A 19,791-nucleotide genomic window follows, 5' to 3' on the forward strand; every position below is an offset into this window, starting at 1 on the left:
GGGTGCGGTGCGGTTACGCGTCCAGGGGCGTGCAGGTGAGCCGGAAGCCGTTCGCGGAGGTCTCGATGGCCTCCTCCACGGCGGCGGTGGAGGGGCCGCGGAAGCGGAAGCGGGTGCCGACGTGCTCGTATCCGCTGATCGGGGGCACCCGCTGGCCGACGGGCACGTGCAGCACCGCGTACGGCTTGCGGTCCTCGGCCGGCGGCGCGGTCCAGTCGGCGCGCTCGACCAGGCAGGGCGCGGGGACGGGCAGCGGCAGGAGCAGGTAGCCGCCGACCTCGCCGGTCTTCAGGGTCGGCAGGACCGGCACCCGGCCGAGCTGGAGGTCGGCCGCCGCGGCCATCAGGTCGGCGTCGTGGACGTCCCGCCAGGTGAAGGGGATCTCGCCGCCGCCGACCCGGGCCCCGCACTCCAGGAAGACCAGGGCGGGGCCGCCGTCGGCGTCCCGGGTGACGAACGCCTCCAGGTGGAAGACCCACGGCCGGCCCCCGCCGAGGGCGGCCCCGACGGCGGCGGCGAACGGCTCCACGGCGGCGAGCAGCACCGGGTCGTCCTCCTCGACCGAGCCCAGCCAGTTGCCCTGGGTGAAGTCGGCGCAGGTGCCGCCCACGTAGCGGGAGGCGGTCCAGCTGCCGAGCCGGTCGCCCTCCCACAGGCCGTCGATGTGCAGGATCGGGGCGTCGACGTACGTCTGGGCGAGGAAGGGCTCGGCCGCGAGGTCGGCGGCCAGCTCCGGGTGCGCGTCCAGGTCGGCCGGGGAGTCGAGCCGGACCACCCCCCTGCTGGCGGTGCCCCGGTGCGGCTTGCAGACCAGCGGCCAGCCGTGGGCGCGCCCGAACTCCCGTACGGCGTCGGGGTCGGGGACGTGGGCGAGCGCCGGCACCGGGATGCCGGCGGCGGCCACCGTCGTGCACATCAGGAGCTTGTCGCGGAAGACGGCGAGCTCCTCCGGGGTCTGCCCGGCGATCCCGAACTCCTCGCGGACCAGGGCCGCCGTGTCGAGGTCGCCCTCGTTGAGGGCGAGCAGCGCCTCCGGCGGGCCGTACCGCTCGACGAGCGAGGCGAGGGCTTCGCGGACGGCGGGCAGGTCGTCGGTGAGGCCGACGGTGACGACGGCCTCGGCGCCCCCGGGGACGGAGGACCGGCCGAGCTCGGTGCTGATGTAGGTGACCCGGTGGGTGCCGTGGTCGACGTAGTCGGCGTACAGCGCGTGGGTGTCCCGCCAGCGGTGCAGGACCGTCACGTGCGGGCGGGGCCTGGTCATACGGTCGTCTCCTCCGCGTCCGCCGGGGTGTCGGCCAGCCAGGACAGGGCGGCGGCGACCATGGAGCGGACGCCGACGAGCAGGGCGGGGCCCGACTGCGGGGCGAAGGTGGGGGCGTGGTTCTGCGGGATGTCCTCGTCGAGGCGGCCGGCGGCGAACGCGGCCGTGAACACCTCCGGGTCGAGGCCGCCCCAGAACCAGTACACGGACGGCACCTGGGCCGCCGTCGCCAGGATGCCGAAGTCCTCGCTGGCCGTGGTCGGACCCATCGTCATCACGGCCCCGTCGCCGAAGGCCTTCCGGTGGGCGTCGGCGACCCGCTCGGCGGCGGCCGTGTCGTTGACCGTCATCGGCAGGTGGTAGACGGAGGTGATCTCCGGCTCGGCGGTCGCTCCGGCCGCGTCCGACTCGGCCCTGGCGAGGCGCTCGATGGAGGCGAGGACCTTGTCGCGGACGGGGGCCGAGCTGGTGCGGACGTTGATGCCGAGTTCGGCCGTGTCCGGGATGACGGCGGCCGTCGTGCCCGCGTGCAGCTTGCCGACGGTGACCACCACCGGCTCCTGGGCGGGGGTCTCGCGGGAGACGATGGTCTGGAGCCGCAGGACGAGCGAGGCGGCCATGAGGACCGGGTCCACGGCCGACTCCGGCTTGGAGCCGTGGCCGCCGCGCCCGAAGAGCTTGACGGTGATGGAGTCCGTGGCGCCCATGACGGTGCCGGGGCAGGTGGCGATGAGGCCGACGGGGCCGGGGCCGACGTGCTGGCCGAGGATGACGTCCGGCTTCGGGAAGCGCTCGAAGAGGCCGTCGTCGACCATCGACCGGGCGCCGTAGCCGCTCTCCTCGCCGGGCTGGAAGACGGCGACGACCGTGCCGTTCCAGTGGTCCGTGCGGGAGGAGAGCAGCGCGCACGCCCCGATCAGGGCGGCGACGTGCAGGTCGTGGCCGCAGGCGTGCATCACCGGGACCTCGGCGCCTGAGTCGTCGGTGGCGGTCGCGGTGCTCGCGTACGGCAGGCCCGTGGCCTCCTTCACCGGCAGGGCGTCCATGTCGGCGCGGAGCATGACCACGGGGCCCTCGCCGTTGCGCAGGACGGCGACCACGCCGGTGCGGCCCACGCCGGTGGTGATCTCCCAGCCGCCCTGTGCCGCGAGCCGCTCCGCGACGAGCGCCGCCGTCCGCTTCTCCTGGAAGGCGAGCTCGGGGTGGGCGTGCAGGTCCTTGTAGTCGGCCTCCAGGGCGGGGAACAGCGGTTCCAGCGCGTCGAGCACTGCGGTCAGGGAGTCCATGGCGTCCTCACTCGGAGACGGGGGTGTCGGGAAGGGGGTGCTCGCGTACGCCCCAGGAGGCGAGCAGCGCCGCCGCGCAGGTGATCGCCGGCCACCACGGCACCCAGCCGCCGTGGCCGGCGGAGCGCAGCCATTCGGCGAGGGCCGGGAAGGTGCCGCCGAAGAGGCTGATCGCGAGGGCGGCCGGCAGGCCGACGGCGACCGCCCGGACGGCGGGCGGGAAGAGCTGCCCCGCGAAGACGTTGCTGACGGCGAGGGGCAGGGCGAGCAGGAACAGCAGCACCACCGTGACGACCGGGACGGGCACGCGGCCCGCGACCATCCCGGCGAGCAGCGGTACGGAGCCGAGCGCGAGCCCGGCGAAGCCGGTCCGCAGGACGGGCAGGGCCCCGAACCGGTCGGCCGCCTTCCCGGCCGCGAGCATTCCGGCGAGGAGGGCCACCATGCCGAGGAGCAGGGCCCCGGAGGCCTCCTCCTTGGTGGCGGCGCCCGCGGCGGCGGCGTAGGACGGGAAGTCGACCGTGAGGAAGTAGAAGACGGTGGTGGCGCCGGAGGTGATGGCGAACACGACGGAGAGCGGCCCGAGGTGGGCCCGCAGCACGGGCCAGGGGCTCGCGCCGCCGCGCGTGCGCTTCCGGGTGCGGGCGTCCTCGGCGAAGACCTCGCTCTCGGCCGCGCCGCGCCGGATCCACAGGGCCGTCAGGCCGAGCAGCGCGCCGAAGACGAAGGCGAGGCGCCAGGCGCCGTCCTCGACGCCCGCCTCCCCGAACACGCCGAGGAGGACGCTGAGCACGATGAACGACAGGGCGCTGCCGAGGACCACGCCGCCGTAGGAGACGGCGCTGTAGAAGTACCGGTGGCGGCCGGGTGCCGTCTCGGTGACGTACGCGGCGGCGGTCGGGTTCTCGGCCCCGACGGACAGGCCCTGGACGAGCCGGGCGGCGACCACGAGGAGCGGGGCCGCGAGCCCGATCGAGGCGTGGCCGGGAACGATCGCGAGGAGCAGCGATCCGGCCGCGATCAGGCCGACGGTGAGGGTCAGTCCGAAGCGGCGTCCCCGGGTGTCGGTGAGCCGCCCGATGACGACGCTGCCGAGCGGCCGTACCAGGAAGCCGAGCGCGAAGCCGAGGTACGCGGCGATCAGCCGGGCGGTGGGCGAGGACCCGGGGAACAGCTGCTCGGCGAAGTACGGCGCGAGCACGCCGTAGATCGTCCAGTCGTACGCCTCCACGACGGACCCGACACTGGCGGCGAGCAGCTCGCGACGGGGCTTGCGGGCCGGAGCCTTGCCGGCCGGGGTGGCGGGGGCGGGGGCCTTGTCGGCCGGCGCCCCGGGCCCGGAGGCCACCGGCCCGGCGGAGCCCGGGGCCTCCGGGGTCGTCGTTCCGGCCGGAGGCACCGCCCCCGTGCCTATCTCGGAGGTGCTCATCCGGTCACCCCGTAGACCCGGACGCCGGTCCCGTCGCCGTGGTCGGCCGGGTGCGGGACCGCGTGGAGGCGGGTGTCGGCGGCCGGGAGGTCCGGGAGGCCGGTGAGGCCCGTGAGGGCGGGGAGGCCGGCTTCGGCGAGGGCCTTGGCCGCGGGGCCGTCGCGCTCGACGCTGTCGGTGGCGACCAGGGCGGCGCCGCGCTCGGCGAGGAGCGCGACGGCGTCCGGGGTCAGGTAGGGGCCGTCCGGGCGGCCGGTGTGGACGACGACGGCGTGCCCGGCCGGCTCGAAGGGCGCGAGCGCGAGCCGGTCGGCGACCGGCTCGTCCGTGCCCGCGAGCCGGACCAGGACGACGGGCAGGTCGACCAGGCCCTCGATGCCCCCGGGCGCCCCGGCGGGCCGGTCCAGGCGGGTGCCGGGGCCGGTCAGGTCGACCGTGCGGCGGACGGGGGCGCCGTCCGCCGCCCCGGTGTTGCGCGAGCCCTTGTGCGGCTCCCGGATCAGCTCCTTGCGGCTGATGGTCGTACCGCCGACCATCAGCAGCCCCAGGTGCCGCACGAGGAGTTCGCCCAGCTCGGCGTCGTCGATGTCGTCGCCGGGGATGTCGAGGCGGAAGCCCTCGGTCCGCAGCGAACCGCCGTTGCTGAAGACCACCTCGGCGTCGAAGTCGACCCGCCACTGCCCGGCACCGGTTGCCGTCGTCATGTGCTTCGTTCCTTCACGTCGTCGCGTTGTTCGCGTGGTGCCCCGCGTCCCGGGAGCGGGCCCTCGGGCGCCCTCTCAGGCGCAGTCGATGAGGGCCTTCTCCAGGGCGCCGACCACTTCGTGGATCTCTTCCTCCGTGATGGTGAGGGGCGGAAGGAGCCGGAGCACGGCGCCGTGCCGACCGCCGCTCTCCAGAAGGAGTCCGTGTTCCAGGCAGGCCTTCTTGACGCGGCGGGCGCGGTCGCCGTCGGCGGGCCGGGCGCCCAGGGCGTCGGCCTCGCCGTCCGGGTCGACGAGCTCGACGCCCCACATCAGGCCCCTGCCGCGGACGTCGCCGATCTCCGGACGGGACCGGGCGAGGCGCCGCAGCAGGCCGCCGAGCAACTCTCCCTTGACGGCGGCCTTCTCCACGAGTCCTTCTTCGGCCAAGACCTCCAGGGCGGCGGCGCCCGCCACCAGGGCGATCTGGTTGCCGCGGAAGGTGCCCGCGTGGGCGCCGGGCAGCCAGGCGTCGTACTTGCCGTGGTAGAGCATCAGGGCGAGCGGGAAGCCGCCGCCGACCGCCTTGGAGACGAGGACGGCGTCGGGCTCGATGCCGGACTCCTCGAAGGCCCACATGGTGCCGGTGCGGCCCCAGCCGGCCTGGATCTCGTCCAGGACGAGCGGGATGTCGAGCCGGGCGGTGATCTCGCGCAGTCCGCGCAGCCACTCGGGGGGCGCGGCGATCACGCCGCCCTCGCCCTGCACGGCCTCCACGAAGACGGCGGCGGGCTTGGTGATGCCGCTCTCGGGGTCGGTGAGCAGCCGTTCGATGTAGGTGAGGCCGACCCGGACGCCCTGGTCGCCGCCGAGGCCGAAGGGGCAGCGGTAGTCGTAGGGGTAGGGCAGGTGGTGCACGTCCGGCATGAGCGAGGGCACCGGTTCCTTGGCGCCCAGGTTGCCGGTGAGGGCCAGCGAGCCGGCCGTCATGCCGTGGTAGGCGCCGTGGAAGGAGAGGACCGTGCGGCGGCCGGTGGCGGTCTTGAAGAGCTTGATCGCGGCCTCGGTGGCGTCGGCCCCGGCGGGTCCGCAGAACTGGGTGCGGAAGGTGTCGGCCATCGTGCCGGGCAGGTTCTCGTAGAGCGCCGACAGGAAGGCGTACTTGGCGGGGGTGGTCAGGTCGAGGGCCTGCTGCACCTGGCCGGATTCCAGGTACTCGCGGACCCGGCGGAGCACCTCGGGGTGGTTGTGGCCGAGGGCGAGGGTGCCGGCGGCGGCCAGGCAGTCGATGTACTCGGTGCCGTGGCCGTCGCGGACGCGGGCGCCGAGCCCGTCCTGGAGGACCTGGCCGAAAGCGGTGGCGTAGGTGCGGGCGCCGGATTCGCGGGCCCGGACGTACGCGTAGATCTCGTCCGGTGTGGGGGCGGTCGTGCGGGTGGTCACGTCATCACTTCCCAGGGGATGTACGGGCGTCCGCGACCATGACCTGGCCGAGGGCGATGCCCCCGTCGTTGGTCGGGACCTGTCGGTGGACGTAGGTGTCGAAACCGTCGGCGGTCAGCCCGGTCAGACAGTTGAGCAGCAGGAACTCGTTGAGGAACACGCCGCCGGAGAGCACGACCTGCCGCACGCCGGTCTCCTCGCGGAAGGCCCGGCAGCGGTCGCGGACCATCTCCACGACGGCGGTGTGGAAGCGGCGGCTGATCCGGTCGGCGGGCAGTCCGGCCGCGAGGTCGCCGGCCATGGCCCGGATCACGGGCCGGGGGTCGACCTCGACGGGACCGTCCGCGTCGGGCGCGCCGGCGCCGAAGCGGTAGGCGGCCTCCGGGGCGGAGTCGCGGGCGAGCAGGCCCTCCAGCTCGATCGGCCCCTGGGCCTCGTACTCGGCCCGGGAGCAGACCCCGGCGAGCGCGGCGGCGCCGTCGAAGAGGCGGCCCATGCTGGAGGTGGCCGGGGAGTTGATGCCCCGGGCGGCCATGGTGGCGTACACGTGCCGCTGCTGCTCGTCGAGTTCGGCGAGGGCGGGGAAGGCGGCGACGGCCTTCTCCCGGTCGCCGTCGAAGGCGTCGAGGGCGAGGGCGTAGCCGGTGCGGACGGGTTCGCGGACGGCCTGGTCGCCGCCGATCAGGGGCAGGCGGCGCAGGTGGCCGACGCGCCGGTAGGCGGCGTAGTCGCCGAGCAGGAACTCGCCGCCCCAGACGGTGCCGTCCTCGCCGTAGCCGAAGCCGTCGAAGATCACGCCGAGGGTGGTGCCGGTGACGTGGTTCTCGGCCATGCAGGAGGCCATGTGGGCGTGGTGGTGCTGGACCTCGACGACGGTCCGGCCGGCGCCGTCTCCTTCTCCGTCGCCGTCGAGCGCCGCCCGGGTGGAGCGGAACTGCGGGTGCAGGTCGTGCGCGGTCAGGCGCGGCTCCAGGGCGTAGAGCCGGGCGAGGTGGCGGGCGGTGCGCCGGTGGGAGGCGAAGGTCTCGTCGTTCTTGAGGTCCCCGATGTGCTGGCTGAGGAAGACCTTGCTGCCGTGCGACAGGGCGACCGTGGTCTTCAGCTCGGCGCCGAGGGCGACGGCGGGCGCCACCTCCCGGCCGACGTCCACGGGGTACGGGGCGTAGCCGCGGGCCCGGCGGATGAACTGGAGCAGCGGGGCGTCCAGTTCGTCGTGGACGGAGAGCCGGACGACGGAGTCGTCGACGCGGATCTCGATGTCGCGGTCGTGGTAGAGGATGACGTCCGCGATCTCGAAGAGCTGCTCCAGGGCCTCTTCGTTGCGGTACGCGATGGGGTAGCCGGAGATGTTGCCGCTGGTCATCACCAGTGCTTCCAGGCCGGGTTCGTCCAGGAGCAGGTGGTGGTGGGGCGCCGAGGGCAGCATGATCCCGAGGTTGGGGTTGCAGGGCGCGACCGACTCGGGCAGGGCGTCGGGCTGTTTGCGGGCGAGTAGGATGGGGCGGGCCGGGGAGCGCAGGACGTCGATCTCGTCCTCGGAGAGGACGGCGAGGCGCTGGGCGGTGGCCAGGTCGCGGACCATCACCGCGAAGGGCTTGGAGTCGCGGCGCTTGCGGCGGCGCAGCAGGGCCACGGCCTCCGGCTGGGTGGCGTCCACGGCGAGGTGGAAGCCGCCGACGCTCTTGACGGCGACGATCCCGCCGTCGGCGAGGACCTCGGCGGCGCCGCGCAGGGCGGTGTCGCCCTCGGTGGTGCGCCCTTCCCGGTCGGTGAGCAGGAGCCGGGGCCCGCAGTCGGGGCAGGCGTTGGGCTGGGCGTGGTAGCGCCGGTCGAGCGGGTCCTCGTACTCGGCCTTGCAGGCCGCGCACATGGTGAAGGACGCCATGGTGGTGGCCGGCCGGTCGTAGGGCAGGTCCTGGATGATGGAGTAGCGCGGCCCGCAGTTGGTGCAGTTGATGAACGGGTAGCGGTGGCGCCGGTCGTTCGGGTCCCGCAGTTCGCCCTGGCAGTCGCCGCAGACGTGGGTGTCGGCGGGGAGCAGGGCGGTGCGGGCGCCGGAGTGTTCGCTGTGGACGATGGTGAAGGGGCCCGCGGGCACGCTGCCCGCGGGGAGCCCCCGGGTCACCACGACACCGTCGACGCGGGCGAGTTCGGGCGCGCGGTCCTTGAGACCGGCGGCGAACTCGGCCAGGGCGGCGTCCGGTCCGGACGCCTCCACGAGGACGCCCTCGGGGTCGTTGCGGACCCAGCCGGAGAGGCCCAGTTCACGGGCCAGCTTGTAGACGAACGGCCGGTAGCCGACGCCCTGCACCACCCCGGTGACCCGCAGCCGCCACTCCTCGGTGGCCGGCGGGGAGGTCGCGGTGTCCGGTGGAGACGTCACGGTGCTCATGGTGATCCCCCTCGTTTCCTGGGTCGGGTCCTCAGCAGAGCCGGGGCAGTTCGGCCCCGAGGAGTTCTTCCAGCTGCGTCTCCCGGCCGTCGGCGTCCCGCAGCAGCACCAGGGCCTCGGTGTCCTCGGAGATCTCGCCGATGGTGACGGCGTGCTCGCCGTACGGGAGCGAGCGCAGCGCCGCCAGGACGTCCGCCTCGGCGGCGGGGTCGACGAAGACGGCGAGGCAGCCCTCGTTGGCGCAGTGCAGCGGGTTGATGCCGAGCATGTCGGCCGCCATGGCGGTCTCGTGCTGGATCGGCAGGCTGGGGGTGTCGACCCGCACGGTGCGGCCGAGCTTCCCGGCGTACTCGTGGAGGACGGCGGTCAGTCCGCCGCGGGTGACGTCGCGCATCGAGCGGACGGCGCCGGCCGGCACCCGGCTGAGGACCCCGTCGATGAGGTTGTTCAGCGGGGCGCAGTCGCTGTCGACGCGCTGCTCGAAGCCGAGGCCCTCGCGGATGGAGAGCAGGTGGACGGTGTGGTTGCCGATGGGGCCGCTGAGGATGACCTTGTCGCCGGGGCGCACGTCGGTCATGGAGAGCGGCTCGCGCTCGAAGACGCCGACGCCCGCGGTGTTGAGGTAGAGCTGATCGGCCTCGCCCTTGCGGACCACCTTGGTGTCGCCGCCGACGATCTGCACGCCGGCCTCGCGGGCCGTCTCGCGGATCGACACGAGGACCTGCTTGAGGCGGTCGATCGGCAGGCCGGTCTCCAGGATCAGGCCCAGGGTGAGGTACTTGGGGCGGGATCCGGCCACGGCGAGGTCGTTGACCGTGCCGCAGACGGCGATCTTGCCGATGTCGCCGTTGCCGAAGAACGGCGGGTCGACGACGAAGGAGTCCGTCGTCATGGCGATGCGCCCGGTCTCGACCGGGAGGATCGCGCTGTCCTCCATGATGCCGACGTAGACGTCGCCGAGGGTCTCGGCGATCAGCTGGACGAGTTCCTGGCTCAGCTTCGCCCCGGTGCCGTGGTCGAGGAGGATCTCGTCACTGCTGCCGGCCGTGCTCGCGGTCATGGCTGCTCCTGGGTCGGGGAGGGTCGCGGTCACGGGGTCTTGATGTTCTTGCGGGGCAGGGTGCCCTCGGCGTCGAGGACGCTGATGACCTCGGCGGAGTCGGAGACGGTGGCGCAGTAGCCGTCCAGCCACTCCAGGGCGCGGTCCTTGTCCTCCTGGCGGGCGGAGACGACGCAGTCGGAGGGGACCCAGATGTTGTAGCCGCGGAAGAAGGCGTCGGCGGCGGTGGTCTGGACGCAGATCTGGGTCTGCATCCCGGTGATGAGGACGGTGTCGACGCCGAGGGCCTGGAGGCGCTCGTGCAGGTCCGTCTCGTAGAAGCCGGAGTCCTTGCTCTTCTCCATGACGACGTCCTCGGGGGCGAGGAACTCCTCCAGGACCTCGGCGCCGCGGGTGCCGCGCTGGACCGGGAGGTGGCCGTCGTAGCGCTCGGCGTTCGGGTCGTCGGGGTCGTTGACGAGCTGGAGGTGGAAGACGTGGTGGCCGCGGCGGCGGATCTCGTCGAGGAAGCCGGTGAAGTGCGGGGTGGCGGCGGCGACGGCCGCGACGCGCTCGGGGTTCTTCTCCACGAGCTCGTACTGGAGGTCATTGGTGAGGACGGCGATCTTGGACATGGGTGTGCCCTTCGGTGAGGCCGTGCGGGTGTGGGCGCCGGGCGCGCGGAAGGGCGCGCCGGCGGGATGCTCCGGGACGTGCGGCGACGCGCCGGCCCGCGGGACGCGGGCGGGTCCGGGAGGGAGTGAAGGCCGTACGCGCCCGGGGATGCGGGGCGGGTACGGGACCCGTACGGGGATGTGCGGTCGTACGGGGCCGTGCGGTGGTACGGGGCCGTGCGGGTCCGTACGGTCGTACGGGTCCGTACGGGATCGTGCGGGTCGTACAGGATCGTGCAGATCCATACGGGATCGTGCGGGTCCGTACGGGATCGCGGCGAGAGGGTCAGCCCGCGAGGGCGGCGCTCTCCTGCGGCTCGTGCAGCCAGGTGCCGGTGGCCTCGAAGTGGGCCAGGACGTCGGCGATCCGCGCGTACAGGTAGTGGCCGGTGACGGCCTCGCGCCCGTCGAGGCGGGCGTAGTCGGGCAGCCGCCCGTACTCGCGGAAGCCGAGCCGCTCCCAGAGGCCGACGGGGCCGTCGCTGCGGACTTCGAGGGTGATGACCTCACAGCCCATGTCGCGCGCCTTGTGCAGGGCCTCGGACCAGCCCTCCAGGAGGAACTGGCCCCGGCGGTCGGGGGCGATGACGCACCGTCGCATGTCGACGATGTGGCGGCGGGCCGGCAGCGGGGCCCGGGCGAGGGTGACCATGCCGACGATCCGGTCGTCCTCCTCGTCGCGGACCGCGAGGACGTCGATCGCGCCCTTGCGCAGGTCGGCGTCGAAGGCCCGCATCAGCGTCAGGCCCTTCTCGGGGCCGACGGGCTCGTAGAAGCCGAGGGTCTGCTCCTTGACCGCGACGGCGTCCATCAGCTCGATCATTTCGCGCATGTCCTTCTCGGACAGTTCGCGCGGCCATTCGTATCGCATGGGTCTTCCCGTGGGTTTGCCGGACGGTGGGCAGCCCGCAGGGACACCGGACACCGCCGCCCGCACCGCCCGGCGCCGCGGCGGGCGGCGTGGGGCGGGGTCGTGGGTGCGCGGTGTCCGGTGTCGCCAGGGGGGTGTTCGGGTGCCGGGCGGGTCCGCGGCGCGCTCCGGGGCGGCGACGCCCCGGAGCCCCGGACCCGGAGCGTCAGACCGCGGCGACCCGAGCCTGCAGGTTGGTCTGCACCGCGGCGCCGGGCGAGACCTGCGTCAGCTGCGACGGGTCGGACCCGAGGCCCAGGACCGTGGCGGCGTAGACCTCGACGAAGTACGACACGAAGAGGGAGTTGATCTTCGTGAGGTGCTCGACGAAGCGCTCCTCGTCGTCCTCGTCCTTGATCACGCGCATGATCATGTTCCAGACCATGTCGACGTGGTCGTCGTCCTCGTCGAGCGCGAGGTGGGCACGGGCGCCCTTGGTGTTGTTGGCGCCGACGTGCTGCTCCATGATGTCGAGCCAGTCGGGCTGGGTCTTGCCCGCGATGTACTCGAGGTAGAAGCCGCTGATCATCGAGGCGAGCGGGCCCTCGGTGGCGAGCGTGTAGTAGAAGTAGCCGTTGAGCAGCTCGGTGGCGAAGGTCGGACGGATCGCGTAGATCTCCTCGTCCGTCATCCCGACCTTGTGCAGGTCGCCGGCGAACATGCGGTCGTGCCGGCCCTCCTCGGCTCCGTACAGGCCCCACTCCTTGGAGAGCTGCGGGTCGCGGGTGGCCCAGTAGTTGGCGACCAGCGGGTCCACGGCGCGCTTGAGACCGATCCGGATCATGGTCTCCACGTTGTGGCGCTTGTAGAGGTCCATGTCGAACTTGTTCGCGTCGAGCATCCCCTCCGCGCCCTTGCTCTTCTCGTAGAAGTCACGCTCGAACTTCAGGAGGAGCTCGTCCACGCGCTTGCGGAACTCGGGGCGCTGGAGGCTGGAGTACGTGTTGTACGACTTGCTACGAGGCATGGTCATCCCCACCCGAGGTCGTTGATCACTTTGCTCTGGCCGGATCCGGCGAGGAATGCGCGCTCTTCCTGAGTGCCGGTTCCCTGGACGAGAAGGAAGGACAGAGCCGCGGAAGCCGTGATGGCGAGAAGGTTTCTCGCTGCACGTGCCATGGAAAACCCCTACCTTTCGGACGAGCGTTGAGGTCGTCAGCGCTTCGCTCATCCTCCGGCGGAAAGCCGTTTCTAGACCAGTCCCCTCTGGGATCATGTTGCCCCTGGCGGAAACATGACAGGGGGATACATTGAATGAAACCGGCAGAAGCGGTGCGATTAACCCGCCACCGCTCCACGAATCGGCGGACCGTTTGTACCGCTTCGTATCGGAATCGCCCAGGTGCACCGTCGAAACCGCGGCGGAGGCGCTCGGGATGGACCGGGGGGAGACCGACGAGGCGGTCCGGGACCTGCGCGAACTGGGGCTGCTGAGCACCGGGGGCGCCGGCACCGGCGCGGAGCCCCTGGTCCCGCATCCCGTGGACTTCGCCCGCGTGAAGGTCCTCAATCCGCTCCAGCGGGAGCTGAACCGCACCCAGGCGCTCGTCGACGAGCTCCGGAGCGGCCTGGACCAGCTCGAACTGCGCACTCCGCGCGCCCAGCACGCCCACTGCTCGCTGGAGGTCGTCCACGAGCTGTCCGACGTGCGCCGGCTGATCACCGGCTTCGCGGACGAGTGCCGCGAGGAGGCGCTCTCCTCGCAGCCCGGCGGTGCCCGCGTGGAGGAGGTCCTCGCCGACAGTATGGACCGCACGACCAGACTGCTGGGCCGCGGGGTCAGGATGCGGACGCTCTACCAGCACACGGCGCGCTTCAACCCCGCGACCCTCTCGTACGTCGACCTGGTGACCCCCCTCGGCGCCCAGGTGCGTACCCTCGCGGGCGGTTTTCCGCGTTGCATCATCTTCGACCGCAAGATCGGCATCCTGCCGCTCCTCGACGATTCGAAAGGCGCCGTGATCGTACGGGACCCGCAGGTTGTCGCTTTTGTGGCGGAGGCCTTCGACCGGGCCTGGACTGCGGCTTCCGACCTCTCGCCCGAAGAACGCAGGGCCGATCGGGTCGCGGCCACGTCCGAGATTCAGCACGCCATTATCTCGCTGCTCACCCAGGGGGAATCGGACAAACGAATAGCCCAGGTCGTCGGAATTTCCCTGCGGAATTGCCAGCGGCACATCTCCCACATCATGAAAAGCATCGGCGCCCGCAACCGGCTCCACGCCGGTTACCTGCTGAGCAAGGAGCCGTTCAGCGGCCACTAGGCAGGCCGCCGCTGGGCAGCGGGTCCTGGGGAGCCGTTTCCCGTTCCGCGGGCGTCACCGCCGGCGGGGCGGGGGGCGGCGATCCCCGCCAGAGCGACGTCAGCGCCACGCCGCCGACGAGCAGCGCCGCCGCGCACCAGCGCAGTCCGCTGATGCCCTCGCCCAGGAACAGCGCGGCCGACGACATCCCGAAGACCGGCACGAGGAGCGAGAAGGGCGCCACCGAGGAGGCCGGGTAGCGGCGCAGCAGCCAGCCCCACGCGCCGAAGCCGAAGATGGTGGTGATCCAGGCGACGTAGACGATGACGCCGAGGCCCGTCCAGTCGAGGCCGCGCAGCGCGGCGAGGTCCCGCTCGGGGCCCTCCACGAGGAGCGAGAGGGCGAGCAGCGGCAGGACCGGCACGGTGCTGACCCAGACCATGAAGTTGAGCGCGTCGGGCGGGGAGGCCTTGCGGGTCAGGACGTTGGAGACGCCCCAGCAGACCGCCGCGCCGATCACCAGGAGGAAGCCGATCAGGGGGCCCGAGGTGCCCTCGTCGACCGCCGCGACCGCGATGCCCGCGAGGGCGATCGCCATGCCGGCCACCTTGACCCGGCCCGGCCGCTCCCCGAGGGCCACGAAGGCGAACAGGGCCGTGAAGACCGCCTGGATCTGGAGGATCAGCGAGGAGAGCCCGGCAGGCGCCCCCAGGTCCATGCCGATGAAGAGCAGGCTGAACTTGGCCACGCCCAGGACGAGGCCGACGGCCAGGATCCACTTCCAGGCCACCTTCGGGCGGCCGACGAGGAAGACGGCGGGCAGGGCGGCGGCGAGGAACCGGAGGGCCGAGAAGAGCAGCGGCGGGAAGTGGCCGAGGCCGATCTCGATGACGACGAAGTTGACTCCCCAGACAGCGGCGACCAGCGCTGCCAGGGCGATGTGTGCGGGGCGCATGGTCCGAGGATCCCCTCGGCGACCGTGTAGCACCAGCACGGATCGCTACATGATTGGATGTAGTGACGCTACATTCCGCGCTCCTCCGCAGCCTCCGAGGTGGTCACCGTGCTGGACATCGGCCGTCTTCGCGCCCTGCACGCCGTCTCCGTCCACAAGACGGTGGGCGCCGCCGCCGAGGCCCTGGGGTACACCCCCTCCGCGGTCTCCCAGCAGATCACCAAGCTGGAGCGGGAGACCGGCACCACCCTGCTCGAACGGCAGGGCCGGGGCATCCGGCTCACCGACGAGGCCCACCAGCTGGCGGCCACCACCAGCCGGCTCCTCGCCCTGATGGAGGAGGCGGAGGTGCGTCTGGAGGAGCGGCGCGGCAAGCCCTCCGGGCGGCTGGCGATCGGCTGCTTCCCGAGCGCGGCGCGCGGTCTGATGCCCCGGGCGCTCGCGGAGCTGACCCGGCTCCACCCCGACCTGGACCTCCGGCTCTCGGAGGTGGACACGCACCTGTCGGTCGACCTGGTGGCGCGGGGCGTGATCGACCTGGCCGTGGCGCACGACTGGGACATCGCGCCGCTGCCGGCCCCGCCGGGGGTCGAGCAGGCGGTCGTCGGCGACGACCTGTGCGACATCCTCGTCCCCCGGGACCATCCGCTGGCGGCGCGGGAGTCGGTGCGCCGGGAGGAGCTGGCGGGCGAGCGGTGGATCTCGCAGCCGCCGGGATCGGTCTGCCACGACTGGCTCGTACGGACGCTGCGGGCGACCGGGTACGAGCCGCTGATCGTCCATCAGGCGGGCGAGAACCACACCCAGGTGGCGCTCGTGGCGGCCGGCCTGGGCATCGCCCTGGTCCCCCGCCTGGGGCGCGGGGCGCTGCCGCCGGGCGTGACGCCGATCCGCCTGGACCCGATGCCGAAGCGCCGCCTGCACGCCATGTGGCGCACGGGCGCGGCCCGCCGCCCCGCGATCCGCGAAACGGTCCGCACCCTCCAGGACCTCTGGCCGGCGATAGCGTCCTCGGTCTGACGCGCCCCGCCACCGGGGCTCCGGCCCGCCCGGACGCAGGCCCACCACGGGGCGACCCGCACCTCCACCCGGCCCGGGGCGGTCCGGCCCCGTCACCGGGAGGCCCCGGCCCACCGGCCGGCTCCCGCCCGCCCCGGCGCAGCCCCGCCACGAGACGACCCGCACCTCCCCCGCCCCCACCACCGGCCGGTCCCGCCCTCACCACCGGCCGGCCCCGCCCCCACCACCGGCCGGTCCCGCCCCCTCCGCCGGGCGGCTCCCGTACCGCCCTACCACCCGGCGACCCGCACACCCCCAGGTCCGACCCCCCGGCCGGCTCCCGCGCAGCCCCCGCCACGAGGCACCCCGCAACACCCCCGGACCGGCCACCCCGGGCCCCCACGAACAGCCCGCCGCCAGGAGCCCCGCACCCCCCACTCAGGCCCGCCGCCAGGCGATTCCCGCGCGGGTCCTTGACCTGGCAGTTACTTTCCGGCTATCCGTGACTCCTTGGAAGTTTCCTTCAACCCCGCACGGCCGGAAGGAGCACCAGTGCACCACCGCGCCCCCGCACCCGCCTCCGCTCCCACCCCCTCCCCCACCCCCTCCCGCCGCGCCCTCCTCGCGGTGACCGCCGCCGCCGCGGCCGCCGCCGTCACCGGGGCGAGCGCCCCCGCGCTGGCCGCGCCCGAGCGGTACGACGACCGGCGGCTCCGGCGGATCGTCGACCGGATGTCCCTGGAGGAGAAGGTCGGCCAGCTCTTCGTGATGCGGGTGTACGGGCACTCCGCGACCGCCCCGGACCAGGCCGACGTCGACGCCAACCTCGCCGAGATCGGGGTCCGCACCGCCGCCGAGCTGGTCGCCCGCTACCACGTCGGCGGGATCATCTACTTCTCCTGGGCCCACAACACCCGCGACCCGTACCAGATCGCCGACCTCTCCAACGGCATCCAGCAGGCCGCCCTCGCGCGGCCCACCCCGGTCCCGGTGCTCATCTCCACCGACCAGGAGCACGGCATCGTCTGCCGGGTGGGCGAGCCCGCGACCCTGCTGCCCGGCGCGATGGCCCTCGGCGCCGGCCGCTCGCACGCCGACGCCCGCCGGGCCGCGCGGATCGCGGGCGACGAACTCGCCGCGATGGGCATCCGGCAGAACTACGCCCCGGTCGCCGACGTGAACGTCAACCCGGCCAACCCGGTCATCGGCGTCCGCTCCTTCGGCTCCGACCCGCACGCGGTCGCCGGTCTCGTCGCCGCCCAGGTCCAGGGCTACCAGCGGGCCGGGGTCGCGGCCACCGCCAAGCACTTCCCCGGCCACGGCGACACCGCCGTCGACAGCCACTACGGCCTGCCGACGATCACCCACACCCGGGAGCAGTGGGAGGAGCTGGACGCCCCGCCGTTCCGGGCCGCGATCGAGACCGGCATCGACTCGATCATGACTGCCCACATCGTGGTCCCCGCGCTCGACCCGAGCGGGGACCCGGCGACCCTCTCCCGGCCCATCCTCACCGGCATCCTGCGCGAACGGCTCGGCTACGACGGCGTGGTGGTCACCGACGCGCTCGGCATGGAGGGCGTGCGCACCAAGTACGGCGACGAGCGCGTCCCGGTCCTCGCACTCAAGGCCGGGGTGGACCAGCTGCTCAACCCGCCCAAGCTCGACGTCGCCTGGAACGCGGTCCTGAAGGCCGTCCGCGACGGCGAGCTGACTGAGGCCCGGCTCGACGAATCGATCCTGCGCATCCTGCGCCTGAAGGCGAAGCTGGGCCTGTTCCGGCAGCCGTACGTGACCCGGGCGCGCGTCGAGCGGGTGGTCGGCGCGAAGGCCCACCTCGCGCAGGCCGACCGGATCGCCGAGACGACCATCACCCTGCTCCTCAACGAGGGCGGCCTCCTGCCGCTGCGCCCCGCGCGCCACCGCTCGGTCCTGGTCGTCGGCGCCGATCCGGCCTCCCCGTCCGGCACCACCGGGCCGCCCACCGCCACCCTGACGGAGGCCCTGCGGGAGCTGGGGTTCACCGCGACGGCGCTCCCCACCGGGACCGCCCCGACCACCACGAGGATCGACGAGGCGGTGGCGGCCGCGGCCGGCAAGGACGTGGTGGTCGTGGGCACGTACAACGTCACCGCGACCAGCACCCAGCGCACGCTGGTGGCGCGGCTCGCGGCGACCGGGGTGCCCGTCGTGACGGTCGCCGTCCGCAACCCGTACGACATCGCGCACCTGACGGGCCAGCGGGCGACCCTCGCCGCGTACTCCTGGACCGACGTCGAACTCCGGGCCGCCGTCCGGGTCCTGGCCGGGCGGGCGAAGCCCCGGGGCCGGCTCCCGGTGCCGGTGCAGAGCGCCGACGACCCGGCCCGGGTGCTGTATCCGGTCGGATACGGCCTCTCGTACCGCTAGCGGACGAAAAGCGGGGGCGCACCCGGCCGGGTGCGCCCCCGCTTCACGCGGAAGGGGTCACGGCCGCAGGCCGTGCTCCCGGGTCGCCTCCTCGTCGACCGCCTTGTCGAGGCGGGCGTCGAAGCGGGCGAGCGGCTGCGCCGCCCGCTCGGCCGGGGCGGGGACGCCGGCCCAGGCGAGGATGCGGGCGGTGGCCTTCTTGCGCTCGGCCTCGACCAGGCCCTCCACGTTCGCGCCGTGGTTGGCGCCCGGGGCCACGTACACGTAGCTGTCGCGCGCGTTCTTGCCCAGGCGGAACTTCTCGGAGCCCCACGGGTCGTTGCCGCCGTAGACGAACAGCATCTGGCGCGCGTTGTTGCGGACCCAGGAGTCCACGTCCTTCATGGCGCGCGGGTCGAACTTCATCGGGATCTCGCGCGGCACGAAGTTCCGCGCGGGCTGGTAGCCGTAGCGGCTCAGGCCCTTGAGGTGCGGCTGCTTGATGAAGGGCGCGCCGAGCTGGGTGGCCGCCTGGTAGTAGTACGGCGTGTACGGCTCCAGGCCCTGGTCGGTGTAGGCGGACCAGCCGGAGTAGGCGTCGATCGTGTCGTAGACCTCCTCGTCGGTCGCCGTCTTCGCCACCGGGATCTGGTCGCAGACGTCCTGGCCGTAGTACTGCCAGAAGCCCCACACGAAGTCGAGGACGACGGCCTCGTAGGCCTTGTCGAGCGTGCCGACGGTGTTGAAGGTGGCGCCCTGCGACTCGGCCCACGCCTTGTACTTGGCCTGGAGGGGCGCGCGCCGGACGAGGGCCTCGCGCTGGAGGTCGTTCAGGCGGTCGCGGCACTCCTTGGTGCCGACGGTCGCGAAGAAGCGGTCGTAGGCCGAGTCCTCGTCGTTCACCACGTCGTTCGGGGCGACGTAGGCGACGACGCCGTCCATGTCGCGCGGGTAGAAGCGCTCGTAGTACGTGGCGGTCATGCCGCCCTTGGAGGCGCCGGTGGAGAGCCACTTCTTGCCGTAGATCTTCTTGAGGGCGGTGAAGATCCGGTGCTGGTCGCTGGCGGCCTGCCAGATGTTCAGCTTCGACCAGTCGGCCGGCTGCGGCCGGGACGGGGTGAAGAAGCGGTACTCCATGGAGATCTGGTTGCCGTCGACGATCCGGGTCGGCTCGGCCCGGCTCGGCGTGGTGCTCAGGCCGTAGCCGCTGGTGCGGAAGACGGTGGGACGGTCCGTGTCCTTGTGGAGGACCGAGATCCGCTGCTGGAACGTGCCCTTCCACGGGCGCGCGTGGTCGATCGGCTGTTCGTAGTTCAGGACGAAGAAGCGGTAGCCGGCGTACGGCTTCTCCTCGATCAGGGTCATCCCGGGGATCGCCAGGATGCGGTCCTTGATGTCCTTGGCGGCGGCCTTGTCGGCGGCCGCGTTCCGCGCGTCGATGACGGCCGCGCTGTCGGTGTCCGTGTCCGCGGCGGTAGCCACGCCGGTCGAGCCCACGGTGCCTATGAGCACCGAGAGCGACAGCAGCAGCCTGAGCGACTTGCGCATACACCCTCCCCATGATTCACAACGGTGTCGCGAACCTAGCGGGGGCAACGTGTGGACCGCCAGACCCAGTTGGTCCTTACTCGTGAACTTTCCTGTGCTTCAGCACAGGATCCACCCCGTGGACGTCCCCCTTCCGGCCACCGAACCCGCCGCCCGGACGCAGCGGTTGAGGGCGTGGACGGTGAGGGGGCCGGTCTGGCGGTCGAACCGGCCGGACTTGACCGCGGGGCGGCCGCCGCGCGGCTGGAGCGAGACGGACATGGGCCGGCGGGGCCCGGTGGCCTTGCCGACGGTGATCGCGCAGACGTACTGCCGGGTCCGGTAGAGGCGCAGTTCCCCGGTGGGGAAGGCGAGCGTCCGGGTGGGCCGCCCCTGGCAGACGGAGACGGCGTCGGCGGTGCCGGCGCCCGGGCCTCCGGGGAAGGGCAGCAGGAGCAGCGCGAGGGCGGTGAGGCACGGCACGAGGACACGGGCGAGCGCCCGCCGCCCGCGCCGTGCGGCCGGCGTGTCGTCCGTGGCCATGCGGCCCCCTCCCGGG

Annotated in this window: 16 protein-coding genes; 3 read left to right on the top strand and 13 right to left on the bottom strand. The window is 73.1% G+C overall.

Annotated features, from left to right (window positions below; all coding sequences use genetic code 11):
* Positions 1-13 precede the first annotated feature (13 nt).
* The 10 genes from ACIQD7_RS15800 to ACIQD7_RS15845 all read right to left on the bottom strand — a co-directional run bounded on the left by ACIQD7_RS15800 (position 14) and on the right by ACIQD7_RS15845 (position 12,087).
* Positions 14-1,264, bottom strand: a complete 1,251-nt coding sequence (locus ACIQD7_RS15800; RefSeq protein ID WP_121828149.1) for an acetyl-CoA carboxylase biotin carboxylase subunit family protein — start codon at positions 1,262-1,264, stop codon at positions 14-16.
* Positions 1,261-2,550, bottom strand: a complete 1,290-nt coding sequence (locus ACIQD7_RS15805; RefSeq protein ID WP_402442063.1) for an amidohydrolase — start codon at positions 2,548-2,550, stop codon at positions 1,261-1,263. The genes ACIQD7_RS15800 and ACIQD7_RS15805 overlap by 4 nt, the downstream gene beginning before the upstream one ends.
* Before the next feature lie 7 nt (positions 2,551-2,557).
* Positions 2,558-3,979, bottom strand: coding sequence for an MFS transporter (locus tag ACIQD7_RS15810; RefSeq protein WP_402442065.1), 1,422 nt, complete (start codon positions 3,977-3,979; stop codon positions 2,558-2,560).
* The gene (locus ACIQD7_RS15815; protein ID WP_402442066.1) at positions 3,976-4,683 is read right to left on the bottom strand and encodes a hypothetical protein; all 708 of its coding nucleotides are present in this window, start codon (positions 4,681-4,683) and stop codon (positions 3,976-3,978) included. The genes ACIQD7_RS15810 and ACIQD7_RS15815 overlap by 4 nt, the downstream gene beginning before the upstream one ends.
* Before the next feature lie 75 nt (positions 4,684-4,758).
* Entirely contained in the window at positions 4,759-6,105 is a 1,347-nt protein-coding gene (locus ACIQD7_RS15820) for a diaminobutyrate--2-oxoglutarate transaminase family protein (protein WP_402442068.1), read from the bottom strand.
* A gap of 4 nt (positions 6,106-6,109) precedes the next feature.
* The gene (gene hypF, locus ACIQD7_RS15825) at positions 6,110-8,497 is read right to left on the bottom strand and encodes a carbamoyltransferase HypF (RefSeq protein WP_402442070.1); all 2,388 of its coding nucleotides are present in this window, start codon (positions 8,495-8,497) and stop codon (positions 6,110-6,112) included.
* 31 nt (positions 8,498-8,528) lie between these two features.
* Entirely contained in the window at positions 8,529-9,557 is a 1,029-nt protein-coding gene (gene hypE, locus ACIQD7_RS15830) for a hydrogenase expression/formation protein HypE (protein ID WP_402442071.1), read from the bottom strand.
* Between the two features lie 29 nt (positions 9,558-9,586).
* Positions 9,587-10,171, bottom strand: a complete 585-nt coding sequence (locus tag ACIQD7_RS15835; RefSeq protein ID WP_365538520.1) for an isochorismatase family cysteine hydrolase — start codon at positions 10,169-10,171, stop codon at positions 9,587-9,589.
* Positions 10,172-10,496: 325 nt separating this feature from the next.
* Positions 10,497-11,081, bottom strand: coding sequence for a GNAT family N-acetyltransferase (locus tag ACIQD7_RS15840; RefSeq protein WP_121828142.1), 585 nt, complete (start codon positions 11,079-11,081; stop codon positions 10,497-10,499).
* A 205-nt stretch (positions 11,082-11,286) separates the two neighbouring features.
* Entirely contained in the window at positions 11,287-12,087 is an 801-nt protein-coding gene (locus ACIQD7_RS15845; RefSeq protein ID WP_351971633.1) for a hypothetical protein, read from the bottom strand.
* Between the two features lie 409 nt (positions 12,088-12,496).
* On the opposite strand from ACIQD7_RS15845, the gene ACIQD7_RS15850 reads away from it, so the two are divergent.
* Positions 12,497-13,384: a LuxR C-terminal-related transcriptional regulator gene (locus ACIQD7_RS15850; RefSeq protein WP_402442075.1), complete on the top strand. Its 888-nt coding sequence runs from the start codon at positions 12,497-12,499 to the stop codon at positions 13,382-13,384.
* On the opposite strand, the gene ACIQD7_RS15855 is transcribed toward ACIQD7_RS15850, so the two are convergent.
* Positions 13,371-14,318, bottom strand: coding sequence for an EamA family transporter (locus ACIQD7_RS15855; protein ID WP_402442077.1), 948 nt, complete (start codon positions 14,316-14,318; stop codon positions 13,371-13,373). The two genes, ACIQD7_RS15850 and ACIQD7_RS15855, sit on opposite strands and share 14 nt — an antisense overlap.
* Before the next feature lie 108 nt (positions 14,319-14,426).
* Between ACIQD7_RS15855 and ACIQD7_RS15860 the strand changes: the two genes are divergently transcribed.
* Together ACIQD7_RS15860 and ACIQD7_RS15865 are read left to right on the top strand one after the other, a co-directional pair.
* Positions 14,427-15,338, top strand: a complete 912-nt coding sequence (locus ACIQD7_RS15860) for a LysR family transcriptional regulator (RefSeq protein WP_121828203.1) — start codon at positions 14,427-14,429, stop codon at positions 15,336-15,338.
* Positions 15,339-15,869: 531 nt separating this feature from the next.
* Entirely contained in the window at positions 15,870-17,726 is a 1,857-nt protein-coding gene (locus ACIQD7_RS15865) for a glycoside hydrolase family 3 protein (protein ID WP_402442079.1), read from the top strand.
* 57 nt (positions 17,727-17,783) lie between these two features.
* Here ACIQD7_RS15865 and ACIQD7_RS15870 read toward each other — a convergent pair whose 3' ends face one another.
* Together ACIQD7_RS15870 and ACIQD7_RS15875 are read right to left on the bottom strand one after the other, a co-directional pair.
* Entirely contained in the window at positions 17,784-19,253 is a 1,470-nt protein-coding gene (locus ACIQD7_RS15870) for an aminopeptidase (protein WP_402442081.1), read from the bottom strand.
* Between the two features lie 99 nt (positions 19,254-19,352).
* Positions 19,353-19,775 carry a hypothetical protein gene (locus ACIQD7_RS15875; protein WP_161372291.1) on the bottom strand — a complete coding sequence of 141 codons (423 nt, stop codon included), beginning with the start codon at positions 19,773-19,775 and terminating at the stop codon, positions 19,353-19,355.
* Between the last annotated feature and the right edge of the window lie 16 nt (positions 19,776-19,791).

This window comes from Streptomyces sp. NPDC093071 (assembly GCF_044754545.1).
Lineage (GTDB): Bacteria > Actinomycetota > Actinomycetes > Streptomycetales > Streptomycetaceae > Streptomyces.

Coding starts and splice junctions, on each gene's coding strand:
- ACIQD7_RS15855 (WP_402442077.1), bottom strand. CDS start 14,318: ATGCGCCCCGCACACATCGCCCTGGCAGCGCTGGTCGCCGCTGTCTGG.
- ACIQD7_RS15845 (WP_351971633.1), bottom strand. CDS start 12,087: ATGCCTCGTAGCAAGTCGTACAACACGTACTCCAGCCTCCAGCGCCCC.
- ACIQD7_RS15810 (WP_402442065.1), bottom strand. CDS start 3,979: ATGAGCACCTCCGAGATAGGCACGGGGGCGGTGCCTCCGGCCGGAACG.
- hypE (WP_402442071.1), bottom strand. CDS start 9,557: ATGACCGCGAGCACGGCCGGCAGCAGTGACGAGATCCTCCTCGACCAC.
- ACIQD7_RS15815 (WP_402442066.1), bottom strand. CDS start 4,683: ATGACGACGGCAACCGGTGCCGGGCAGTGGCGGGTCGACTTCGACGCC.
- ACIQD7_RS15835 (WP_365538520.1), bottom strand. CDS start 10,171: ATGTCCAAGATCGCCGTCCTCACCAATGACCTCCAGTACGAGCTCGTG.
- ACIQD7_RS15800 (WP_121828149.1), bottom strand. CDS start 1,264: ATGACCAGGCCCCGCCCGCACGTGACGGTCCTGCACCGCTGGCGGGAC.
- ACIQD7_RS15840 (WP_121828142.1), bottom strand. CDS start 11,081: ATGCGATACGAATGGCCGCGCGAACTGTCCGAGAAGGACATGCGCGAA.
- ACIQD7_RS15870 (WP_402442081.1), bottom strand. CDS start 19,253: ATGCGCAAGTCGCTCAGGCTGCTGCTGTCGCTCTCGGTGCTCATAGGC.
- ACIQD7_RS15805 (WP_402442063.1), bottom strand. CDS start 2,550: ATGGACTCCCTGACCGCAGTGCTCGACGCGCTGGAACCGCTGTTCCCC.
- ACIQD7_RS15850 (WP_402442075.1), top strand. CDS start 12,497: ATGGACCGGGGGGAGACCGACGAGGCGGTCCGGGACCTGCGCGAACTG.
- ACIQD7_RS15875 (WP_161372291.1), bottom strand. CDS start 19,775: ATGGCCACGGACGACACGCCGGCCGCACGGCGCGGGCGGCGGGCGCTC.
- hypF (WP_402442070.1), bottom strand. CDS start 8,497: ATGAGCACCGTGACGTCTCCACCGGACACCGCGACCTCCCCGCCGGCC.